This window comes from Paenibacillus sp. FSL H3-0302 (assembly GCF_037982245.1).
Classification (GTDB): domain Bacteria; phylum Bacillota; class Bacilli; order Paenibacillales; family Paenibacillaceae; genus Paenibacillus_AQ; species Paenibacillus_AQ odorifer.
Genome location: NZ_CP150284.1, coordinates 2,555,478 through 2,578,833, shown reverse-complemented (window position 1 = coordinate 2,578,833; position 23,356 = coordinate 2,555,478). Strand labels below are relative to the sequence as shown.

Here is a 23,356-nt window from a genome sequence, read left to right as displayed (position 1 = left end):
TCCCCCTAAAATGTTTTGTAAGCATTCACTACTTGGAGATTTACTTACTATTCCTTCACCGCCCCCATCATCATGCCTGAGATAAAGTACCTCTGTAATATTGGATACATCACAACAATCGGCAAAGTTGTAATGACAATTGTTGCTAGTTGAACCCCTTTAGTCGTAGTTTCGATAATCGCAGATCCACCAACATTTTGCATGGATTGTGTTTGCGACTGAACAATGATTTCATAGAGCTTCATCTGCAGCGGGTACAGCGATTGATCGGTAATATATAACTTGGTAGTCATAAAGTCGTTCCACTGCCCAACCCCGTTAAATAACGCAATGGTGGCCATAGCCGGCATGGAAAGAGGGATAAAGATTTTCAGGAAAATGCGCCAGTCACCTGCACCATCAATTTTGGCTGACTCTTCAAGTGAATCCGGTACATTTCTGAAGAAGTTCATTAGAATAACTACATCATAATAACTGAACAAGGCCGGGATAATATAAACCCAGAAGCTGTTTAAGAGGCCTAATGATTTAATCAATAAATACGTAGGGATCATTCCACCAGAGAAAAACATAGTGATTACACCCATGGCAACATACAGCTTACGTCCACGTATGTATTTCTTACTCAAGCCATAACCGATCATGGCACAAAAGAATACGTGGGTAATGACACCAATAAATGTTTTGGCAAGCGATACTACGAATGCTAAACCAATGGTCTCATCTTGAAATACAGCACGATAATTTTCCAAGGAGAACTCTGGAGACCAAAATATGAATCCGCCTTCCGCAAGCGCCTTGCCCGAGCTTAAAGAGGATATGACTACATTCCATAAAGGAACGACAATAATGATTGTACAAATACAGAGCAGGATAATATTTAAGGTATTAAAGATTCGACTATCGAGATCTTCTTTAGCCACCGTACGATTCACAGAAATGCCTCCTTCTACAGAACTGATTGATTATCATTTAATTTACTGGATACTTTGTTGGCGCTAATCAGTAGGATGACTGAAACGATGGAGACACCTAAACCAACAGCAGTAGCATAAGAGAAGTCACCTTGCGTCATACCCATACGATACACATAAGAATTAATGACCTCCGCCTTAACGCGGTTCTGAGAATTCATCAATACCAGGGTTTGATCCAGATTTGATCCTAATAAACCGCTTACAGTGAGAATCAGATTTAAACTGATAATCGGTTTCATGTTAGGAAGCGTGATATTCCAAATTTGTCTCATACGGCTTGCGCCATCTATTTTGGCAGCCTCATAATAAGTAGGATCAATTTTCGACATAATGGCTAAGTAGAGAATCGTTCCCCAACCAGCCTCTTTCCAAATATCGGATAACGTTGCAATCCACCAGTATTTATTCGCATCAAGCAAAATATTTACCGGTTTCGAAATCAGTCCCAAACTGAGCATAATCTCATTAAACATACCGGATGAGGAAAACCAGGCAATCAGCATCCCGCCGAGAACGATCCAGGACAAAAAGTGTGGTAAATAAGAGATGGTTTGCACTATCTTTTTAAAGCGTCCACCACTTAATTCGTAAATCATAACGGATAAAATAATAGGAATAACAAACCCTATGGCTAATTTCAGAAAGCTGATCCCTAATGTATTGACTACAGCGTCCCAAAAATATTTATCAGATAAAATAATTCTGAAATTATCGAGCCCTACCCAAGGTGCAGAATCGAGTGTATCAATTACGGTGTAGCTTTTAAAAGCAATCGTCAATCCGTAAATCGGAATAAAACAAAAGATAATCATAAAAATAATTCCCGGGATGACCATGGATTGAATTTCCCATTGTCTCTTATAATCAATTACAAATTCTTTGACCCTCTGCCCCATAGGCTTTTTCCCGCTCATTGGATTCTTTCCGTTTGTTGGCACTACGGCTAATTTATCCACTTTTTCTTCTCCCCTCCAAATCATGATCCCCAAACAATAAAAACGTTTTTATTTTTTTGAAAAAAAAACCCTCCCAAAACAACAAAATTTTAAAAAATGATCGGGTGAAATCTTGAACCCATTACATATATGTGTTCTTACCGACCAATCTTTACTTGACTAGAACCTCTTACGACTAATTCACCCGCCAATTTCATCATCTCGCCCTGTTCCTTCTTCTGGATCATGCGAACTAGGTGATTAATAGCCAAAATACCCTGTCTAGCAATTTGATTTCTTACAGTAGTTAAAGGCGGTGAGAAATACTGCGCAATATCAATATCATCAAACCCCATAACGCTAACATCTAGCGGAACTTCGTATCCATGCGATTTCAAAGCTTGAATACATCCAATTGCACTCAAGTCGTTCCCTGCTAAGAAGGCATCAGGTATTTTATCAGGACTATAGTGAAGGAAAGATTTTATAGCGTTGTAAGTGCTTTCTTCTTCAAAATATCCTTGTATAATATACTCTTCATGCGTGGGTAGCTGATACTGACGCAAAGCAGCTAAGTATCCTTCTCTCCGCTGAACACTGTCGTACATCTCATCCACACCAGATATGTAAGCAATCTTTTTATGCCCTAGACTGATTAAATATTTGGTCGCTTCAAACCCCGCTTCAAAGGAATCAAATATCACGCTTCCCATCGTGTCGTTCTTAAGCGGCCGATCCAGAAATACAGCCTTGATCTTGTCTTTCACCATTGCGGCAATTTCCTCTTCGTCTATTCTCAGCTCTTCGTAGATAATGACACCATCCACTCGCCGGCCTAGAATATTGCTCATAATCACTTGTTTGTCCTTGGTAACAAATACATTCAGCCCGTAACCTAGCCGATCACATTCACGCGACATGGACTCAACAAGCTTATAGAAGTATGGACCCGACACACTTGTTGTGAAAAAACCCAGCATTTTGGTTTTCCCATTCCTAAGGAGCTTACCGTTCAGGTTAGGAACATAATTTAATCGCTTCGCAACCTTAAGAACATGTGATTTCGTCTCCGGGTTCAATACATCTACGTCATTTAGCGCGTTGGAAACCGTAGAAATGGAGACTCCAGCCTCTCTGGCAACATCTTTGATCGTTACCTTTTCCATAATGATTCAATCTTCCTTTACGAATAAAAACGTTTTTATAGATTTAAATTAACATAAAAACGTTTTCATTACAATATATTTTTTAGCTTTATTTTATCAGAGGTAATAATTGGTACACAAGCTTAAATTTTCTACAGAATCTTATAAAACACCTCTTCTGCAAACTCGAAATCATTCATAATACACTCTAAACATAATGTCTTGCTCGTAATTCCCAAACCCACGGCCATATATGGTTAGTCCGCCTCTTCTCCGTCCGCTATTCTCTGCCGTTAAACGAAAGGTCCACTGATCCTGCTCTACTCGTACATCCTCCAAGGTAATATCTGAGATTTGCTGCCCATCCACAAAGGTTCCACCTGCATTAATCCGCAGAACCTTCAGCAAACCATATTGGTTAACATCCGAACGCCACCAAATGGGATTTAATCGTCCTCTAGTGAGGCCAAAGTCGCCCGGACTGGTCCATTTTCCTAAATCCTGTCCATTCATCATAAAGCCAATATCCGACGGCCACTTCTCATTTACATGTGGAGCTTCGGAACCTATTTCCAGCGAAATCTCAATCTCCTGCACCACTTGATCTTGAAATAGATAATTTGGAATCTTGTACTCGATAGAACCTTTCGCAAACCATACTATGCCGGCATTCACTCGTTCCGGGTCCAGAAAATAACGCGGATCATCATAATAGCCGATCAGCTTCTCAGTAGTAGCAATCCCGCAGGTAGGTAAAGCCTGAATATCGGTATATTGCCCTACAGGGATAGACACTTCAACCACTTTTCTGGCAACTCCACGGGAGCCCGATAATTTAATCTGCAGATAATTCGCAGACAAAGAACAATATTTATAGGTTCCTCCATTTACTCGTCTCATTTTAGAACTGATCAGGCCTGCTTTTTGCAGCTTTGCTACATGAGTACTGACAATTGCACTACTAAGGTAGAGCTCCGCTGCCAGCTCTTTGATGTGCATCTCTCTGCGGTCCAGAAGTTCAATAATTCGCAGCCTAACTTCACTTGCCAGCGCTTCATACACCTGCAAGGATTCAGAATCTGTGGTTAAGTACATTTCAACGTCTCCTATGCTTATTGAATTAGTATTTTAACGAATCCTAAATTAATTCATTGCTTATTATAAGCTAAAATCAGTATCATGTAATCATAAAACAATTACTTAATTAGTGAAAACATTAATTCAACTAGAGGGAGCTGTACACTCATGCCGATTAAATCGACAATGATTATTGACAAAGATTTCAGACTAGCTGAAGTAGACCCGCGGATCTACGGCTCATTTATCGAACATTTAGGAAGAGCAGTTTACGGTGGGATTTATGACCCGGGTCACCCTACTGCGGATCAGAATGGTTTTCGGAACGATGCCATCGAAGCTATTCGTGCCTTAAACGTTCCTATCATCCGTTATCCTGGAGGAAACTTTGTATCCGGTTACAATTGGGAAGATGGGGTTGGACCCAAGCACGAACGCAAGCAATCTCTTGAATTAGCTTGGTGGACCACGGAAACCAATCAAGTGGGTACCAACGAATTTGCAGATTGGGCTAAGCTCGTAGGCAGCGAAGTCATGATGGCAGTTAACCTTGGAACACGCGGCATCGATGCAGCTAGAAATCTAGTAGAGTACTGCAATCATCCTTCCGGCTCCTACTACAGTGACCTGCGGATCTCTCATGGGTATAAAGAGCCTCACGCTTTTAAGACCTGGTGCCTCGGAAATGAAATGGATGGTCCGTGGCAGATTGGAGCTAAAACCGCGGTCGAATATGGACGGTTAGCGAACGAAACTGCAAAAGCTATGCGCTGGGTCGATCCAACGCTTGAGCTTGTGGCTTGTGGCAGCTCCGGCAGCGGCATGGACACTTTTGCCGAGTGGGAAGCTACCGTGCTTGATCTTTCTTATGATAATGTGGACTATTTATCACTGCATACGTACTACAATAACAACAATGACGACACGCCTAACTTCCTAGCCCGCTCTATGGATTTGGATCATTTCATCAGCAGTGTGGCTGCCACCTGTGATTATGTTCAAGCGAAGAAAAAGAGCAAAAAGAAAATTAATCTGTCGCTCGATGAATGGAATGTATGGAAATCACAAGGCAGCAGCCGTGCCGAACAACATTGGCAGATCGCACCGCCAGAATTCGAAGATGTGTACACACTTGAAGATGCACTTGTTGTGGGCTGCTGTCTTATTTCATTGTTGAAGCATGCTGATCGTGTGAAAATGGCCTGCTTAGCGCAGCTGATCAATGTAATCGCCCCAATTATGACTGAAAATGGCGGACCGCTTTGGCTGCAGACTACTTATTATCCGTACCTGCATGCTTCCCTTTATGGTCGTGGAACCGTACTTCACCCGCTGATTTCCAGCCCTAAATACGATTCCAAAGATTTCACTGATGTGCCTTACTTGGAAGCCATTAGTGTATACAACGAAGAGCTGAATGAAGTAACCGTCTTGGCTGTAAACCGCCATTTATCCGAAGGACTAGAGCTCGACGTGGATCTGCGCAGCTTCAGTTCCGTAAACATTATTGAACATATTGTACTGGAACATGAAGATATAAAAGCTGTAAATACCAAATCCAATCCTCATAACGTGATGCCTAGCCAAGGCAAAGCCGTTGTTGAGAGTGGACATGTAAAAGCCCTTCTCGCAAAAGCTTCCTGGAATGTGATTCGTCTGCGGGTGAACGGCTAAGCTAACTTGTAATAGTCATAGAAATGCCCCCATGAATCTTTAATAAGCCATCGATTCATGGGGGCGTCTTCGTTATTTTATTCTGAAAATTGTCACGGATTGCTTCGGAAACTCATAACTAAAGCTGCTTCCTTCTGTCTTAAAGCTGGTTTGTTTCGGAGAGACCTGCTGCTTATTCTCGAAGTTATTTTCGTCCTCAAGCGGGTATCCCGACATTTCATAGACTTCGATGGTCAGTGCTTCTTTTACCAAAGATTCCAGTGCAACCTCAGCAGAAACGCTGTTCTCTTGTACGTTTACAGTCTTGAGGATAATATCCCCCGTTAAATCTTCCACACTTGCCGTGTAATACAGCGGTTCGATGACCGGAAGTTTATCTTCTGTCTCATTCACCAGTTCTCCGTTAATAAAAGTACGGATCTGTCTGCCCACTACTTCTAGCTTAAGATCGTATTCTACATCTGTTTCAACCGTAAACATAGCATGCGTCAGAACAGAATTTCTTCCGTTGATAATTGAGGCCACAATCGAATCCTGATTCTGCCAGCCACCCAGCTCCCAGTACAAATGATTCTGATCATCCGCTTTACCAAAATAAAAGATAAACCCTTTATTTCCTGCAGTTCGTGTAGCCTTAAAATGCAAAGTATAGTTTTCCCACTCTGTCTCACCAAGCTCTAGTGTCCGTTTAGCCGTTCTGTTCTGAGCAGGGTCAGGCAGATTTGAAACTTCCTCTGATAAGTCAGAATACGTTTTCACTTCTCCCGTAATATTGTTGACTAAGGTGATCTCGGAGAAACGAGCAGCAGAGGCATCCACACCGAAACTGACGGCTCCAGTGATCGCTTCCTTTCTGCTTTCCTTCGGTGCCGTGAAGCCATCTGCTTCCATCTTCAGCAAATGATCTCCCTGATGGTTCATGAATAGCTTTTGCACATAATAGTTTGCCGTTCCGTACACTTCATGATTATTGAACCAGATCATATCCGGCTTCCAGTTAATATAATCCACATTACAGAGCATTGGAGCATAACAAGCTAAGCCAACGGCATGCGCATTATTTTGCAGACCTGTCATAAATGCTGCTTCCACCAATGCATTGTAATAGGTATTGCCCCATGAGGCATATTCACCGAGGAATACCTTTGGCTCATCGGCTTTGAAATCATCATAACGATGATGATTAGCCAGGAACCATTCAGGTGTACAGTAATAATGCTCGTCTACGAGGTCAGACTTGTTCTCTTTTGCCGACGTCCAGCCCCGTTCATATTCCTGACCGGCAGAGAACGGACCGCTAGAATTAATGACCTTGATTTCCGGATATTTTGCTTTGATGGCTTGATGAAAGTAAGGATATCTCTCGAAAAAGGGTGCACCTACCTCTTCATTCCCAATGCCGACATACTCCAGCCCAAAAGGCTCAGGGTGACCCAGTTCTGCACGAATGCCTCCCCACTTCGTGGAAGAATCCCCCTTGGCGAATTCAATTAAATCCAAAGCATCCTCAATCCAAGGCGTTAATTCATCCAGCGGTACCATCCGTTTATGATGCGGGTCGTAGCCGCCCGGAAGAACGGGGATCGGCTTAGCTCCAATATCCTCACAGAACTGAAAATATTCATAATAACCTAACCCAAGCGTCTGATTATATGACCAGTTATTGCGTCTTGCCGGTCTTTGTGCAACATCCCCAATCGTATTCTTCCATCTGTACATGGAGTCTCTGTCATCTGGATCCAAGGAACCGTCATGCACCAGACATCCTCCTGGGAACCGCATAAACTTAGGTTTTAAATCAGCGAGCAGCAGCGAAATATCTTCACGCATGCCTCCAGGTCTATTCTTAAAGGTCTTCTCAGGAAACAGGGAAACCATATCCAGATATACCTTCCCGTTACCTTTGGTAACGATTACAAGACGACTGCTTGTGTCCGTGCTATTAGCTGTAATAACGGCTTCATATCGGGTCCATTCAGAGCTGCTTACGGCGATCTCCACTTCACCAAGAATGATGCCGTCTGTGCTTTCGATGTTTACGGTAAGCGGCACATCAAAGCTTGTCTCCCGGCGGGCATACACTGAGAAGTTATAATTCTCGCCTTCTTTTACCGGAATACCACTGTTAAAGCCTAGATTCATCAGGCCAACGCCGTCACCTTCAGCCACAATATCGATGGCAACATAATGTTGGTTACGATCATTTAAGGGCTTGCTGTCTTCTACAGAGATATTTACCTTTCCATCTCCACGTTCTACAGGCTCCCAAGCCATCAGTGCATGATAATCTGCCCGGTCAATCGGGTCGAATTCAAAAGATCGGTTCTGAACTAGCTCAGCGTAAAGCCCACCATCGGCCGCATGATTCAAATCCTCGAAGAAAATACCGAATAGATCGCCTAACTCCGCCCCCCGCTGCTGCGTATGTATCGTCAATTTTCCTTCTGTCTTCATTCTTTTGTCTTCCTCCTTGTGAATTCCAATTTGATTTATATTTATATTACTTAGTTCATATCAATATAAATCATTATAATAACTCCTCTCTATATTCGTCAATTCAAAAACGAAAAACTGACACCGAATATCCCTCGATGTCAGTTCACACTAGAAAGCCCTAGTAAAGGTTATAAAGAAAACGTAAATTGATAGCTGCCCGAACCTAATTGAAGTCTCACTCCGTTATCGACCAAGCTGATGCTGTGCACGCCTCTGGACTGCTCCACAGGAACTTCATTTTCTAATAACCCTAGTTGATTGGCTCCAGGCAGAACGACAATACCGTTGGTATTGGCAGGAATCGTAACGTGAATCATCATTCCATTATCCTCTGATCGCCGCCACGCTGACTCTACTTTTCCGTACATGGTTTCAAGACTAGCTTCTACGTAATCCAGACCGGGGCCTGGCTGTGGCTTGATATGAACGATTTTGAAACCAGGCTCCAACTCATCTGTTCCGATTCCTGCAACGTAACGATACAACCATTCACCTATTGCGCCATAGGCATAATGATTGAAGGAATTCATATCTGCACTCCAGAAGCTGCCGTCATCCTTAATCCCATCCCAATGTTCCCAAATCGTAGTCGCACCTTTCGTCACCTGATACAGCCAGGATGGATAATCCTTTTGAAAAAGAAGCTTATACGCGAGTTCATTATTTCCAATCTCGCTGAGCACAGGATTCAGATATGGTGTGCCCACGAATCCAGTAGTCAGATGATCCTTAGCTTCAGCAATCAGCTCAGTGAGCTTCTGAATTGCACGTTCTTTGGCGACCCCTTCTATAAGATCGAAACGTAGGGCTAATATCTGTGCAGTCTGGGTAGAGACGGACAACCTTCCCGCAGGTGTTATGAACTCATCACTGAATGCTTTTATAATATTGGCGTGCAGCTCACTATAATAGTCCACGTCCTCCGATTTTTCTAAGGCTATTGCCGCTTTTAAAGTAAGAGAAACGGAATAGGCATAAAAAGTGGTGGCGACATAATCCCGATCTGTAGCTCCCACATAGCTGTCTGGCTTGGAATCAAGCGCTAGCCAATCGCCGAAATGAAAGCCAGTATTCCACAGATAAGGGTTACTTCCCTGTGCATAGATATATGAAATCCATTGCTTCATGCTCTCGTATTGCTCTGCAAGCAGCCTTTTGTCGCCGTACATTTCATAGATTGTCCATGGACAGATCGTAGCTGCATCCCCCCAGGCTGCAGAAGAATGGTTAGTATCTCCGTCGCCAGGAGGCGCTGCTCTCAGCTCTGGAATAAAAAACGGAATGCCGCCCTCAGGGGTTTGGTCTGCCTTCAAATCCCGCAGCCATTTCGTAAAGAATGGTGCCGTATTCATCAAATAAGAGGCTGTTCGGACAAACATCTGAGCATCCCCCGTCCAGCCGAGCCGCTCATCACGCTGTGGACAATCAGTGGGCACATCGAGGAAATTCCCTTTTTGCCCCCACAGGATATTGTGATGCAGTTGATTCACAAGTGGATCTGAGCACTGAAAATCACCCGTACGTTCCATATTAGAGTGCATCACTATTCCTGTGAAATCCTCTAGTTGAAGATCTGCTGAGAACCCACTAAGCTTCACATACCGAAAGCCTTGGAAGGTGAAATGCGGTTCATACGTCTCTTGCTCCCCACCTTTCAGAGTATAGCGGATGCACTGTTTCGCTTTACGCATATTCTCCGTGTAGAAATTTCCGTCCCGGTCTAATATTTCAGCATGCTGAAGTTCTACCATCTGACCAGATTGACCTTTTACATTAAATTTTAACCACCCTACCATGTTCTGGCCCATGTCCAGCACTCTATCTCCCTGCGGGGTAGTCAGCAATGCAATCGGCTTCAAGGTTTCAACTTGTGTCACTGGCACATTTTCCTGGGCAACGATGATCGCTTTGGAATAATTAATAATCTCCACTGGATGCCAACCTTCTGATGAAGGATCGGTGATATCCAGCTCCAGCCGAGCATCATAAGTTTCACCATTATAAATTTCAGACATCATAATTGCGCTTTTTGCAGCCTGCCAATTCTGATCTGAGCTAATAAGCTCATTTGAACCGTCTGCGTACCGGATATGAAGCTCCAGCAGAAGTGAAGTCTTTGATCCATAAATCTCCTTTTGATTATCCCAGCCCAAATACCCTCTGTACCAGCCATTGCCCAACAGTGCGCCTAACGCATTCGCACCTTCATGCAGAAGCTTTGTGACATCATAAGTTTGATATTGCAGCCGCTTACTGTAACTGGTCCAGCCTGGAGTAAAATAATGATCTCCCACCCGACTTCCGTTCAGCTGCAGTTCATACAAGCCCAAAGCAGTAGCATAAATCCTTGCACTTTCCACTGGACCTTTTACATCCACGAATGTACGAAGCTGTGGGCAAATCTCAGAATCTTGTGAAAAAGAGGCTGTAGGAGCGCTGATCCACTCCGCCTGCCAATTCCCTGCATCTAATAGTCCGGTTTCAAAAAATGCAACCTCAGACCAACCCGAGTCTATTGCATTCTGATTCCATGCCCGAACCCGATAATAATAACGCGTGCGAGCTTCCAGCAGCAGACCTTCAAGCTCAACATGGATCGATTGAGAAGACTTTACTTCCTCTGTATCCCATAGCTTGCCTTGAAAAAGCATATTCTCCGCCACTTGAATTTGATAAGCAGACTGCATGCAGTCCCTGTCATCTGAAACTAACTGCCAACTGATTCTGGGTCTGATCACATCAATTCCTAGCGGATTTTCTTTGTACTCACAACGAAGCTTAGTGATTGCGAACATATAGATAAAACCTCCTTCTATAGCGACAAATTAGTCTTTGCCCTATAATTATAGCTGGGTTACCGCTTTCATCACCCGGTAAAAAGGACATCATATCCCTGCAATCATGCCATGAATCTGGAAGGGGCAATTCAATATGCAACGAACCACCGAGTTGTTCAAAAATGAAATCTTTTTTCAAAACGATCTGCATCTGCTCGTTAACCGCTATTCAGAGAACTTCCACGCCCCTTTTCATGCTCATGAATTTATTGAGTATTGCTATGTAGCTGAAGGAAGAGGTTTTCATCACCTTGAAAATGAGATCTTTCCCGTTAGAAAAGGAATGCTGTTCGTGATTCCTGTAGGTGCCCCCCATGTGTTCCGTCCAGCATCTTCTGATACTTTAGGGAATCGCCTGATCGTCTATAACTGCCTTTTTGATATGCAAATGGTGGAGCAATTAAATATCGTCCTTCAAGAGCCATCTATCCGGGAGCACCTAGCCACTCTTGGGAGTAGCAGCTCATCTTACTTTTCCGTCTCAGATCGAGATGGCTCTATTGAGCGCTTAATGCTGAATTTATATCATGAAATGTCGGTATCCGGTATGGGCTCCAAAACAATGCTTTACACCCTCTTAAGTCAATTAATCATAGCAGTGTACAGGCAAAAATACGGAGAAGATGACAAATCTACGATGGATATGGCAGACTTCACGCAAGTCATTCAATACCTAGAGCATAATCTGTCGGAAAAGATTACACTTGCCGAATTAGCCCGTATTTCACAGTGGAGCAGCAGGCATCTTCAGCGCATGTTCCACAAGCATACTGGCCAGTCCTTTGGGACCTACTTGAAGAATCTGCGAATGCATAAAAGCTGTGAATTGCTGCGTACTTCTGGACATAAAATTAATATGATTGCCGAGCTAGTGGGTTACCGTGACATCGACTCCTTTAACGCTGTATTCAAAAAAATAGTCGGCCAGACACCCATCGCGTACCGCAAACTCTACAGATCATAAAAAAGCCGATATCGTATGAACATCCATACAACATCGGCCCTATTAATTTATTGATTAGTGATCTGTTTAAGTAAAAACTCAACAAAATCAGTTGATTTAGTCTTACTGTCATCTTGTCCTAACGTTCCGACGATCATCTGATTTGAATGGATAGGGAGTTCTGTAGCAAAATCCGTATCTGTGATATCTATGCCAGTAATCAGCTCTTGACCACTCTCCGGGTTAGTCATACGTTTCAGACGGTTATCATCAAGAGGAAGTCCTGCGGATTTAATAAACGACTCCAGATTTTGCAGTCCCGACTGCTGGCCAATCCATTCAAAAGTAGCATCATCCATAATCAGGATATCCGGATGATCGGCTGCCAGCATCGCCATAGCCCGCTGCATATAGCTCATATCCAAGGCTCCACCGTCCGTCCCACCTGTTGAGGGTAGATAAACGATTTCTGCCTCCACTCTCTTCCAAGCCGGGTAACGTTTGATAATTTCTTGTTTTAGCTCCTCATTCTTACCTGACGAGTCCTGAGATTCATAGTTGCCTAGAAACATGATTCGAACATCTACCGGTGGGAGCGTAGCTTCATATTTTCTTTCCTGCCATTGATCATAGAGCGCTTTCCCTCCAAAGATAACTACCAGCAGCACGATAATAGAAATAATAGTGTGCGTTTTGTAGAGTCGAAAGAAATTCTCCGATTTACGTGCTACGCCGGACATGGCTCCCCACTTCTCCAGCCGCTTGTCCTCTGCTTCCTGAATCTCCTTCTGATCCAAGCCATCTAGGATGGTTTTGTAAGCGCGGAATTCCTCTTCATAAGCTGCAACCTCATCTTCAGTCGAATTCGATCGACGGCGTTTCAAATGCATATCTAACCTTTTGTTCAATTCCTCCCGGGTAACGTCTTCAGGCAAGTTCAAACGCTCATAGGCTTGCTTTAGCTTCTCATTCAAAATGATGTCTCCTTCCTGATGCTTTTCGTCATTTCAGATTGTTAATTTGGTTCTATGTATTGAATTCTTGTGGCAGTAAAAGTATGGGCTAAGCCGCAAAAAAAACATCGCAGGAACTCAAGTAAACTATATCATGTTGTGCTAGACGGTAACAAGTAAGCGTTTATCTAATCCAAACCATGCAGCTGCTTAAATTGCTCAGGACTCATCCCTGTTAATCTTTTAAACACCAAACAAAAGTAACTAGCATTATCAAAACCCACTAACTGGGCAATTTCATACATTTTTTTATCGCGTCCATTAAACATAAGCTGTTTACTCAAATTGATACGTTGCTTATTGATATAGGTTACAGGTCGATCATGAATTGTTTTTTGAAAAAGCCTGCATAAATACTGTGGCGATACAGAAATAATCTCCGCCAGCTCCTTTAAAGGAAGCGTCCTATGCAGATTGCTCTCAATATAACGCAGCACCGGCTTAATTCGCTCCAATTCATGTGCCTCATTCAGAGGCGATACTAGCTTTCTTTTTAAATCCAGAAGCAATGCATAAAGATGTTTAGATCGTGCCAAATTAGTCTCCAGCTCATTGCTATCTGGCAGCATAAGGATTTGCTTTAGAGGATTGAGCCATTGATCTTCTTTTAATCTAGCAGGACCAGACTCGCGGATGCCCGCATAGAGCAGCATTTGACCAACCTCTCTGCCATTGAACGAGACCCATGATACCTTCCATTCCTTCCCACTGATAGGGGCATACGAATGAGGAATATCCGGGAACAAAAAGAACACATCCCCTGGACCCACGAGATATCGGTTCTCATGAATGATAAGCTCACCCTTGCCTTCGTGAATCTGATGTATTTGATAGTCTGGAAAGCCTGCAGGACGTATAGTTTCTGGCTGATGCTCCCAAAATCCAAGGGTTGTAGCATAAAGCGGCAGCATGATTACATCTTCTGTTTGGCAAAAAATAATTTTGCTCTCCATAAAAAGTCCTCGTTTCATATTTTGTTATCTGGGACTAAAATTCTTTTATTTATCCTAACATTACTTCAACTTATAATATGAATATAATAACATTACAATGATTATAAAGGAGATCAACTCATGCGAGCAAAGTTTGTCTACCAGCCACCTGCTAACGGTTATCCGGAATGGAATAACAACCCAGAGACTTTTGAATTAAATCGATTGGATGCACATGCCTCCATGATCCCTTACCGTAGCTTATCCCAAGCGCAAACTAACGATAAAGAAACCTCACCTTTCTACCAAACCCTCAATGGGCTTTGGAAATTCGCTTTTTCCGAAACACCGGATCAACGAATTGTGGATTTCTATAAAACCGATTTTGATTGCAGTACTTGGGATACAATTCCTGTACCGTCCCACTGGCAGTTCCAAGGTTACGACTACCCACAATATACAAATCTCCGGTATCCTTGGGCGGAATCCGAGCCAGAGCTTAAAGCCCCCTTTGCCCCAACAAAATATAATCCAGTAGGCTCTTATCTACGAACCTTTACTGTACCTGAGTCTTGGAACGGTCAACCGGTGTACCTAAGCTTTCAGGGTGTTGAATCCGCTTTCTACGTCTGGGTAAACGGTGAACTTGTCGGGTACTGTGAAGATACATTTACTCCATCAGAATTCGATATCACCCCATATTTAGTGGCAGGGGACAACAAACTAGCTGTCGAGGTTTATCGTTGGTGTGATGCCAGCTGGCTAGAGGATCAGGATTTCTGGCGCCTGAGCGGTATTTTTCGGGAAGTCTATCTTTATTCGGCTCCTTCCGTTCATATTGCTGATTATTTCGTCCACACAGATCTGGATGAAAACTTCGTACATGCGGATTTAAATGTAGATATCAAGGTGGAAAATTACTTTAACGAGCAAAGCCCATATACACTGCAAATGCAGCTTTACAATAAAGAGGGCCAGCCTGTTTGGGAGACTCCTATCTCCGCTACGGGTTCCTTTGAGCAAGAAGGCGTTCAACAACTCAAGCTTGCTGCCCCGGTTGAGCAGCCTTTTAAATGGAGTGCTGAAACCCCTTATCTTTATACCTTAGTTCTGTCTATAAATGACGGCAACGGGCATACACAAGAAACGGTCAGCTGTAAGGTTGGATTCCGCAAGTTCGAGATTAATGACGGACTTATGAAGATCAATGGCAAAAGAATCGTACTCAAAGGTGTCAATCGCCACGAATTCTCTTGCGACACAGGTCGTGCTTTAGCCAAAGAAGATATGCTGCGCGACATCCAATTAATGAAAACACATAATATTAATGCTGTTCGAACTTCCCATTACCCGAATCAGTCTGTCTGGTACGAGTTATGTGATGAATACGGATTATATGTGATTGACGAAACTAATCTGGAAACTCACGGCACCTGGGCATACAGCCAAGAAGGGTTGAATGACGGGAATGTCCCTGGAAGCAAACCGGAATGGCGGGCCAATGTCATTGACCGCTGCAACTCCATGATGCAAAGGGATAAAAACCACCCTTCAGTCATCATTTGGTCTCTCGGCAATGAATCTTTCGGAGGCGACAATTTTATCGCTATGCACGACTACCTGAGAGAAATCGATCCTTCGCGGCCGGTTCATTATGAGGGAATCTTCCACTGTAGAGAATCGGAAGCAGCAAGTGACATAGAATCTACTATGTACATTAAACCGCAGGATGTTGAAAAATATGCGCTTAATAATCCGAAAAAGCCTTATATCCTCTGCGAATACAGTCATGCCATGGGCAATTCATGCGGTGGGCTGCACTTATACTGTGACTTATTCGACAAATATGATATTGTTCAAGGTGCATTCATTTGGGATTGGGTAGATCAAGCCATTCGGACCCACACCTCCGAGGGAATTGAATATCTCGCTTATGGCGGGGACTTTGGTGAATCGCCTCATGATGGCAACTTTAGTGGCAACGGATTGCTTTTTGCTGATCGTACGGTTACTCCTAAGCTCTTTGAGGTCAAAAAATGTTATCAAAATATTAAAGTAACGGCTGAAAATATCCTAGAAGGACTCTTCCAGATTCGCAATTCCTTCTTATTTACCAACTTAAAGGAATACGATCTCAAATGGGAAGTTCGTTTAGACGGAGTAACTGCACAAGAAGGCTTGCTGAAGATCTCATGTGCACCAGGTGAGAACATTTCATGCAAAGTTCCTTACGAGCTGGATTCACTGCGTGGCAATCATGAAGCAGTTCTGAATCTTTCCTTTATTCAGCCTTCAGCAACTATATGGGCAGAAGCTAATCACGAAATCGCTTGGGAACAGTTCATTCTGTCACCCCGTTTTGTAACCAATACCTCAAAGACAATCGCAGAACCACTGCGTGTCAGCGAGCTTGAGAATGTTTTGAATGTACAAGGTGATAATTTCGAACTGAGCTTTAGTACCACTACGGGTGCTCTGAACTCTTATCGTTCCTCAGGCAAAGAACGTCTGCTTGAACCTGTAAGAACTAACTTCTGGAGAGCAGTCACTGATAATGATTGTGGTAATAAATTGCCACAGCGGTGTGCAGTATGGAAGCAGGCATCGCATAAACAACACTTAATCAGCTTTACATTTAGAACCGAAGGCTCTCTCTGTTTCGTCTCTGCCAGCTACCTTCTGGCTACAAGTCCGGATTCCACGCTTCGGGTCCAGTACGTGATTCGTGCTGACGGGACTTTAGAGATCACGCAAGAATTGAGTCCGGGCAGCAGCGTTCTGCCAGAAATCCCTGAGTTCGGAATGATGTTCGTTCTAGATGGAAGTCTTGATACCCTGTCATGGTACGGCCGCGGACCTCATGAGAATTATTGGGATAGACAAACCGGAGCCCCACTTGGACGTTACACTGGTAAGGTCAGTGATCAATTCACACCTTATCTCAAACCTCAAGAGTGCGGCAACAAGACTGATGTCAGATTCGCTTCGATTACAGAGGGCAACGATGGAACAGGATTCTATTTTGAAAGTGCAACGCCTATCGAAATTAATGCCCTGCCTTGGAAGCCTGAGGAACTGGAAGCCCATGACCACGTCTATAAATTGCCAGTCTCGAACAAAAGCGTACTAAGAGTTAACTACAAGCAAATGGGTGTTGGCGGGGACGACAGCTGGGGCGCACCAACCCACGAAGAGTTCACTCTGCCGGCTAATCGCCCGTACATCTTCCGTTTCACTGTCTCACTGCTCTAATCTCTTCCACTTATAAAAAAGGCCGTCTCTGGTTGGTTTCTACCACACAGGACGGTCTTCTTTTATTTATTTCACTGCTACTGTTCCTTGTCTGAATTCCGAAGGGCTTAAACCCACATTTTTCTTGAACTGTTTGGAGAAATAATAAAGATCACTAAAACCAAGATCATGGGCAATCTCACCGACAGAACTTTGCGTCCCCCTCAATAGCTCCTTGGCCTTAGTTATCTTTTTTCTGGTGATATACTGTATGGGTGGAACTCCGATTTGCTGTTTAAATAGCCGGATAAAATAGTTGGGATGCATGTACGCAATCTCGGCAAGCTCGTGTATGGTGATATTACGCTCGATATGGGTGTCTATGTACGTTAATATTTTCGTTAATTTTTCGATCGAGCTTAGATTCTTAAAAGTGATTTCGTCTACATCTATGTTCATAATAAAATAAGAAAATAACTCCATTAACTTACTTTTGGCTAATAAATGAGCATACACCGCATCAGATTTCATATGACTCGTTAGGCTGCTGAATATCTCTTGGATTACATGAGGATCTACTTCTCTGCATACATGACTTAGCTCTAACATTTTGAATAGATTAATGTCTCCGACTTTTGCGCTGAAATGGCACCAATACTTCTCAAAGGGTTGATCACTTATGCAAGAATAAGATTGCTTAACTCCCTCAGGCATCAAAAAAAGCTGACCAGGCTTCGGATAATATTCTCGATCGCCAATCTTTAACCAACCCTCCCCATCGCAAATAAAATAAAATTTACTATAGTCAGGTGTGTAGTCAAGATCTTTCCAGTCACGGCCACAAAGATTGTAATCAGCCATAAATAAATCAACCTTTAAATTGGATAAATAATTTGTAAGCAAAACATGGTTATCCATCCCTTACTCCGCCTTATCAGGTTAGTTTTGTACATCTAAAAGTTAATGTCCTACATTTTGATTTCCACCTCTAATCACTACAATGAAGAAGAAATAAACGTTTGAAAGGATGATTGCAAAATGGTGGATAAAAGCAAATATTTAAAAGTAATCGAAGATACGATCGCAACTGGAAGATTCAAAGCCAATTGGGATTCACTAAGTCAATTTCAAGTGCCTACGTGGTATGAGAACGCTAAGTTTGGTATTTTCATTCATTGGGGTCTTTATTCTATTCCGGCTTTCGCCAATGAGTGGTATCCCCGAAATATGTATATCCAGGGTTCGCGGGAATATGAACATCATCTTGCTACCTATGGCGAGCATAAAACCTTTGGTTATAAAGACTTCATCCCCTTGTTCAAGGCTGAGCATTTCAATGCTGAGGAATGGGCCAATCTCTTCAAATTATCTGGTGCCAAATACGTGATGCCTGTTGCAGAGCACCATGACGGCTTTCAAATGTATAAGAGCGCTTACTCTCACTATAACACATATGAGATGGGTCCTAAGCGGGATTTAGTCGGGGAAATGAAAGACGCTTTTGAGCAGCAGGGATTAGAGTTTTGTGTATCTTCCCATAGAGCTGAGCACTGGTTCTTCCTGTCTCATGGCAAGGAATTTGATTCCGATATCCATGAACCGCTTGTATGTGGAGATTTCTATTGGCCATCTATGCCCGAACCCGATCATCACGATTTATTCGGCTCCCCACCTAATCAAGAATTTCTGGAGGATTGGTTGATTCGCTGCTGCGAGCTGGTAGACAATTATCAGCCGAAAATCTTTTACTTTGACTGGTGGATTCATACAGCTGCCTTCAAACCCTATCTCAAAAAGTTCGCCGCTTACTATTACAATAAGGGAGAGGAATGGGGAACTCCGGTTGCAATCAATTATAAGCATGATGCCTTCATGTTTGGCTCAGCAATCCCAGATATTGAGAGAGGTCATTTCTCCGAGCTTAAACCTTATTTCTGGCAAACGGATACAGCAGTTGCTAAAAATTCATGGTGTTATACACCGGAAAATGATTATAAATCTGCCGTAGAAATTATCAGAGATCTAGTAGATATCGTAAGCAAAAACGGCAACTTGCTGCTGAATATAGGTCCTAAAGCGGACGGCAGCATTCCAGCTCAGGATCAGGAAATTCTGCTTGGCATCGGAGAATGGCTAAAGGTGAATGGTGAAGCAATCTATGATACGACCTACTGGCGCACCTTCGGGGAAGGCCCTACAGAGATCGTTGAAGGTCAGTTTACAGATGGGATCACGAAAATTTTCACTAATGAAGATATCCGCTTTACGGTAAAAGGCAGTTATCTTTACGCTACTGTTCTTGTCTATCCAAACAACGGTATAGTGCAAATCAAATCCCTTAAAGAAAACTCTGCTCACTTCCATGGGATGATTAAACAGATCAAAATCTTAGGTTTTGAGGAACAACCTGCATGGGAAAGAACCGATGAAGCCTTGGTTATAAAAACGACCTCGGTTCGCAGTGAGACTCCGGTTGTTCTGCGGATTGAATTGGATTAGAGACTTACAGACCTTCGTAACCTATAAAAAGAGTGTTCTTGCCCATCCAGCAGAGAACACTCTTTTATAGGTTTATAACCATCGTTTTATATTAAAAGTAGGGTACCCTGACGTTTACTGTCTTCATTCTAGTCCTATGAGGATATCTCGCGTTTAATTTGTTGGACTCCAAAATAATGCGACCATGAAGCGGATGCTCCGTGGGGATTTTTAGTTGTGCAGCAATGACTTCACTTAGCCCGTGGTTTCGGATGTCCGCTTGAAGCTGTAAGGCTTCTGGATCTTTTTCATGATCAAAATAAAGTGCAGAAGCAATAGCTGAGACTAAATGTGAGGTCTCAAAACCAAGTTCATGAGCAAGCATTGCCGGTTTTACGAGTCGATCATTAGGTGAAAGCTTGCGAAGCGGCGAGCGGGCGACACGTGTAATTTTATCGTTAAAGTTGGGGTTAGTGAATCTCTCCATCATCTTTTCTATATACCGGTCATGTTCTATGGGCTTGAAGCCATATAAATGCACCAATAAGGCCCCTGTTTCCTTAAGCACCCCGTGAACACGAACTCTGATTTCGGGATCAGACATCGCTTCTTGAATGCTAGTATAACCTTCCAGGTATCCAAAATAGGCTGCACTGCAATGACCTGTATTCACAGTATATAGCTTCCGTTCGAGGTATGGCGCCAGCGAATCCACATAATGGACGCCTTTAATTTCATTGTAATTACCAATCATTCCACTGCGGGGAATAACCCACTCACTGAAGGGTTCAACGAGGATTTCAAGTGAATCTGTATTTTTCTGCATAGGTACAATCCGGTCCACCATCGCATTGGGAAAAGCGACATTGCGGTCGGCAAGTTCCTTGAAGGATTGCTTCATATGCCGATAAACTGATTTTTTCAACTTCTGACTGCTTCCAATCCCATTCTCACAGGCAATGATATGAAGAGGGTTGAGATTTCTGCTATTTTCAAGCCTTCGTTCGATGCCCTGCGCAATGGTCTCAGCAATATCTTTTAAAGCGGATATTCCGACGGCAGTTGTCACAATTTCAGCTTCTGCTATAGCTCTAGTAACGTCCTCAGTATCATTCAGATTGATTGCAGTAACATTATCAACAATAAAGCTGTCCCGGTTCTTGTTAGCTAGGGTGACAGGATATTGCCCACGTTTTTGCAATTGGGCAATTTTACTCTTATTTCTTCCGACGAAACAAACATTGTAACCGGAGTCCGACAACATAGGCCCAATAAAACCTCTGCCAATATTACCTGCTCCAAAATGTACGGCTCTCAATTTGGTATCCCCCTTTAATTTGAACTTAGTTTCTCGGTTTCTCTATACGAAGCAACGTTGAGTAACTACATGATCAAATTCAAGAAGACTTAGATTATCAATTTTATGGTGCTGCTTATCGAATTCAAGAAAATTAGTAATTTCGTTAGGCGTCACAATGCAACGGATGCCAGCTGCTGCCGCTGCCTTAGATCCATTCGGTGAATCCTCGATAGCAACCGCCTCATCAGCTGTGATTCCAAGACAAGCTAACGTTTGGTTATATAGCTCGGGATCTGGTTTCACTTTTGCCACATGGTCGGCAGTCCGAACACATTCGAAATACTCGCGAATACCCAATTGATTCAGATATTTTTCCACCCATTCCAGTGAAGAACTTGAGGCCAGCCCTACGCGCAGTCCAGCTGCTTTGGCGGAATCAAGATAATGCTGAATGCCTGGTCGTATTGTTTCAAGCTCCATAAGTTTACTGTGTCTCTGTTTAACAGCCTTACTGAACTCTTCTTTGTCAATCGCTAGCTTAAGATCAGTCATTAAATATTCATAAGGATTAAAACTGTTCAAGCTCGTGCCGATGCAGGTGGAATATTGTTCAAGCGTCAGATCCACTCCATATTCTGCATAAGCCTCGTTAAATGCGGTGTACCAAGCAGTCTCCGTGTCGATAATCGTTCCGTCAAAATCAAAAATAATTCCTTTGATCACAATCAACCATCTCCCTCGTATTATGTTTGGTTAGAATATCTTACGCAAAACCTTCTGCATATTCTACAAAAAGCTATTTCGGCTTGCGTTTGACTATAAAAACCATAACAAAGCCCTTCTACTGACGTCAAGCACGGTAGATAACATGCCACGTAATGATAACGATTACAATCAATGTGGACAAACCTGGATTTTTGCATCACCTGAACATCTTAATACATAACAGTAATCAGATTCAAAAAAACACCACAATCCTATGTGCTTCAAGGGATTCCTTTGCCAAGTTTATTATGAAGACAAGCTCCCTCTCTTTCTCTCGATTGCTGTTATTTAGAGTATTTTTCCAAGCAGCTAAAAATAATTCAAAATAATTTTAAACACATCCTTTTTACTTGATTGTACAAATCAAATTACGGGGTTATTTTTTGTCCATTGAGTAAAAAGAGGCTTTAATTTATGATATATTTTAATCGAGAATGATTATCATTATTGGTGGTCGTTACATATAATAGGGAGGCAATAAGATATGAACAAGGTACGACAGTCCTTCGCTGTGGTATGTGTACTATTTTTGCTGAGTACATTGCTACTAGCGTGCGGAAACTCAAAGGAACAATCCTCTGCCAATAGTACGGCAAACGCAACCGGGAACTCTTCCGCTGCAACCGCAGTACCTTCAGCAGAACCCTCAGATAGCAGTACAGATGAAGCAGCAGCGACTACTCGTTCCTATACAGATTACATAGGGCATACTGTAGAGATTCCGGTGAATCCGCAGCGAATTATCTATTCTGGAGAAACTTATGGCGATTTGCTCGCACTTGGTGTGCAGGCGGTAGGTTATCCTCTTTCTATGGGTGAAGGCCAGGTTTTTGAAGATCAATTACAAGGTGTGGAGGATGTAGGCTTCCCTATCAATCTGGAAAAAACATTGGAGCTTCAGCCTGACCTGATCATCTATGCGGGCACAGATGAAGCTGATTTCGAACAGCTCTCCAAAATTGCACCCACTATAATATTTGATACCTTTGCCCCACTCCAGGAACGTATGCTGGACATTGGTGGAATTGTTGGGAAAACGACTGAAGCAGAAGCATGGCTTGCGCAGTATAAAACCGCTGAAGAGAACATGTGGAAGCAATTGAAATCCGCAGGCATGAAAGAGGGCGAAACGGCTGCGGTCTTCACTTATTATCCAGGAGACAGACTGTTTATAATGGCAGCAACCGGACTTTCCCAGGTACTCTATGGGGAGAATGGCTTCAAGGCAACTCCAGCTATTCAGAAAATCCTTGATGAAGGTAAAGGGTTCCAGGAAGTATCCATGGAAGTCCTGAAAGAATATGCCGGAGACCGGATATTCCTCTTGACTCCAGTGGCAGAAGAAGCAAAACAATCCACAGAGAATCTATTAAAGAGCCCTATCTGGAAGAGCCTTCCTGCCGTCAAGAACGGATATGTCTATACACAAGACATCATGAAGACTTCAAGTGATGCGACAACAAGAGAATGGCTGCTTGGGGAAATTCCACAGCTATTGAATATGAAATAACCTTCTGTGATGAAGAGTTTAACTCAAGGCTGATAAAAAACTG

General features: G+C 43.0%; 16 protein-coding genes. 5 read left to right on the top strand and 11 right to left on the bottom strand.

The genetic code is table 11. The features are described 5' to 3' along the window. Positions 1–47: 47 nt before the first annotated feature. From MHH50_RS11205 to MHH50_RS11190, 4 genes are all read right to left on the bottom strand, one after another. Positions 48–935 carry a carbohydrate ABC transporter permease gene (locus tag MHH50_RS11205; protein ID WP_036689738.1) on the bottom strand — a complete coding sequence of 296 codons (888 nt, stop codon included), beginning with the start codon at positions 933–935 and terminating at the stop codon, positions 48–50. A 14-nt stretch (positions 936–949) separates the two neighbouring features. Next, positions 950–1,891 carry an ABC transporter permease subunit gene (locus MHH50_RS11200; protein WP_036689816.1) on the bottom strand — a complete coding sequence of 314 codons (942 nt, stop codon included), beginning with the start codon at positions 1,889–1,891 and terminating at the stop codon, positions 950–952. Positions 1,892–2,070: 179 nt separating this feature from the next. Then, positions 2,071–3,078: a LacI family DNA-binding transcriptional regulator gene (locus MHH50_RS11195; RefSeq protein ID WP_036689737.1), complete on the bottom strand. Its 1,008-nt coding sequence runs from the start codon at positions 3,076–3,078 to the stop codon at positions 2,071–2,073. Positions 3,079–3,249: 171 nt separating this feature from the next. Beyond that, positions 3,250–4,152 (bottom strand): ArsR family transcriptional regulator, encoded by a 903-nt coding sequence (locus MHH50_RS11190; protein WP_076100771.1) that lies wholly within the window; start codon positions 4,150–4,152, stop codon positions 3,250–3,252. A 150-nt stretch (positions 4,153–4,302) separates the two neighbouring features. On the opposite strand from MHH50_RS11190, the gene MHH50_RS11185 reads away from it, so the two are divergent. Beyond that, positions 4,303–5,808 (top strand): alpha-N-arabinofuranosidase, encoded by a 1,506-nt coding sequence (locus MHH50_RS11185; RefSeq protein WP_340034324.1) that lies wholly within the window; start codon positions 4,303–4,305, stop codon positions 5,806–5,808. 72 nt (positions 5,809–5,880) lie between these two features. Here MHH50_RS11185 and MHH50_RS11180 read toward each other — a convergent pair whose 3' ends face one another. Both MHH50_RS11180 and MHH50_RS11175 read right to left on the bottom strand, forming a co-directional pair. Next, a complete protein-coding gene (locus MHH50_RS11180) occupies positions 5,881–8,262 on the bottom strand; it encodes an alpha-L-arabinofuranosidase C-terminal domain-containing protein (protein WP_340034322.1) in 2,382 nt (793 codons plus the stop codon). Positions 8,263–8,432: 170 nt separating this feature from the next. Next, positions 8,433–11,099 carry a family 78 glycoside hydrolase catalytic domain gene (locus MHH50_RS11175; RefSeq protein ID WP_340034320.1) on the bottom strand — a complete coding sequence of 889 codons (2,667 nt, stop codon included), beginning with the start codon at positions 11,097–11,099 and terminating at the stop codon, positions 8,433–8,435. Positions 11,100–11,235: 136 nt separating this feature from the next. On the opposite strand from MHH50_RS11175, the gene MHH50_RS11170 reads away from it, so the two are divergent. Then, the gene (locus MHH50_RS11170) at positions 11,236–12,105 is read left to right on the top strand and encodes an AraC family transcriptional regulator (protein WP_076130584.1); all 870 of its coding nucleotides are present in this window, start codon (positions 11,236–11,238) and stop codon (positions 12,103–12,105) included. Between the two features lie 47 nt (positions 12,106–12,152). On the opposite strand, the gene MHH50_RS11165 is transcribed toward MHH50_RS11170, so the two are convergent. Both MHH50_RS11165 and MHH50_RS11160 read right to left on the bottom strand, forming a co-directional pair. After that, positions 12,153–13,058, bottom strand: a complete 906-nt coding sequence (locus tag MHH50_RS11165; RefSeq protein ID WP_076130585.1) for a hypothetical protein — start codon at positions 13,056–13,058, stop codon at positions 12,153–12,155. Positions 13,059–13,225: 167 nt separating this feature from the next. Then, positions 13,226–14,050 (bottom strand): AraC family transcriptional regulator, encoded by an 825-nt coding sequence (locus tag MHH50_RS11160; RefSeq protein WP_076143215.1) that lies wholly within the window; start codon positions 14,048–14,050, stop codon positions 13,226–13,228. Between the two features lie 120 nt (positions 14,051–14,170). Here MHH50_RS11160 and MHH50_RS11155 point away from each other — a divergent pair, with 120 nt between their 5' ends. After that, positions 14,171–17,281, top strand: coding sequence for a glycoside hydrolase family 2 TIM barrel-domain containing protein (locus tag MHH50_RS11155; RefSeq protein ID WP_340034319.1), 3,111 nt, complete (start codon positions 14,171–14,173; stop codon positions 17,279–17,281). Between the two features lie 66 nt (positions 17,282–17,347). Here the strand turns inward: MHH50_RS11155 and MHH50_RS11150 are convergent, their stop codons facing one another. Further along, on the bottom strand, positions 17,348–18,178 hold the full coding sequence (locus tag MHH50_RS11150; RefSeq protein WP_340034318.1) for an AraC family transcriptional regulator: 831 nt from the start codon (positions 18,176–18,178) through the stop codon (positions 17,348–17,350). Between the two features lie 120 nt (positions 18,179–18,298). Here MHH50_RS11150 and MHH50_RS11145 point away from each other — a divergent pair, with 120 nt between their 5' ends. Further along, positions 18,299–19,759, top strand: a complete 1,461-nt coding sequence (locus tag MHH50_RS11145) for an alpha-L-fucosidase (protein WP_340034317.1) — start codon at positions 18,299–18,301, stop codon at positions 19,757–19,759. Between the two features lie 91 nt (positions 19,760–19,850). On the opposite strand, the gene MHH50_RS11140 is transcribed toward MHH50_RS11145, so the two are convergent. Both MHH50_RS11140 and MHH50_RS11135 read right to left on the bottom strand, forming a co-directional pair. Next, complete coding sequence (locus MHH50_RS11140) at positions 19,851–21,056, bottom strand: mannitol-1-phosphate 5-dehydrogenase (RefSeq protein ID WP_340034316.1); 1,206 nt, start codon at positions 21,054–21,056, stop codon at positions 19,851–19,853. A 42-nt stretch (positions 21,057–21,098) separates the two neighbouring features. After that, positions 21,099–21,761 (bottom strand): HAD family hydrolase, encoded by a 663-nt coding sequence (locus tag MHH50_RS11135; RefSeq protein WP_076130591.1) that lies wholly within the window; start codon positions 21,759–21,761, stop codon positions 21,099–21,101. Positions 21,762–22,287: 526 nt separating this feature from the next. On the opposite strand from MHH50_RS11135, the gene MHH50_RS11130 reads away from it, so the two are divergent. Further along, positions 22,288–23,313, top strand: a complete 1,026-nt coding sequence (locus MHH50_RS11130) for an ABC transporter substrate-binding protein (RefSeq protein ID WP_340034315.1) — start codon at positions 22,288–22,290, stop codon at positions 23,311–23,313. Positions 23,314–23,356 lie beyond the last annotated feature (43 nt).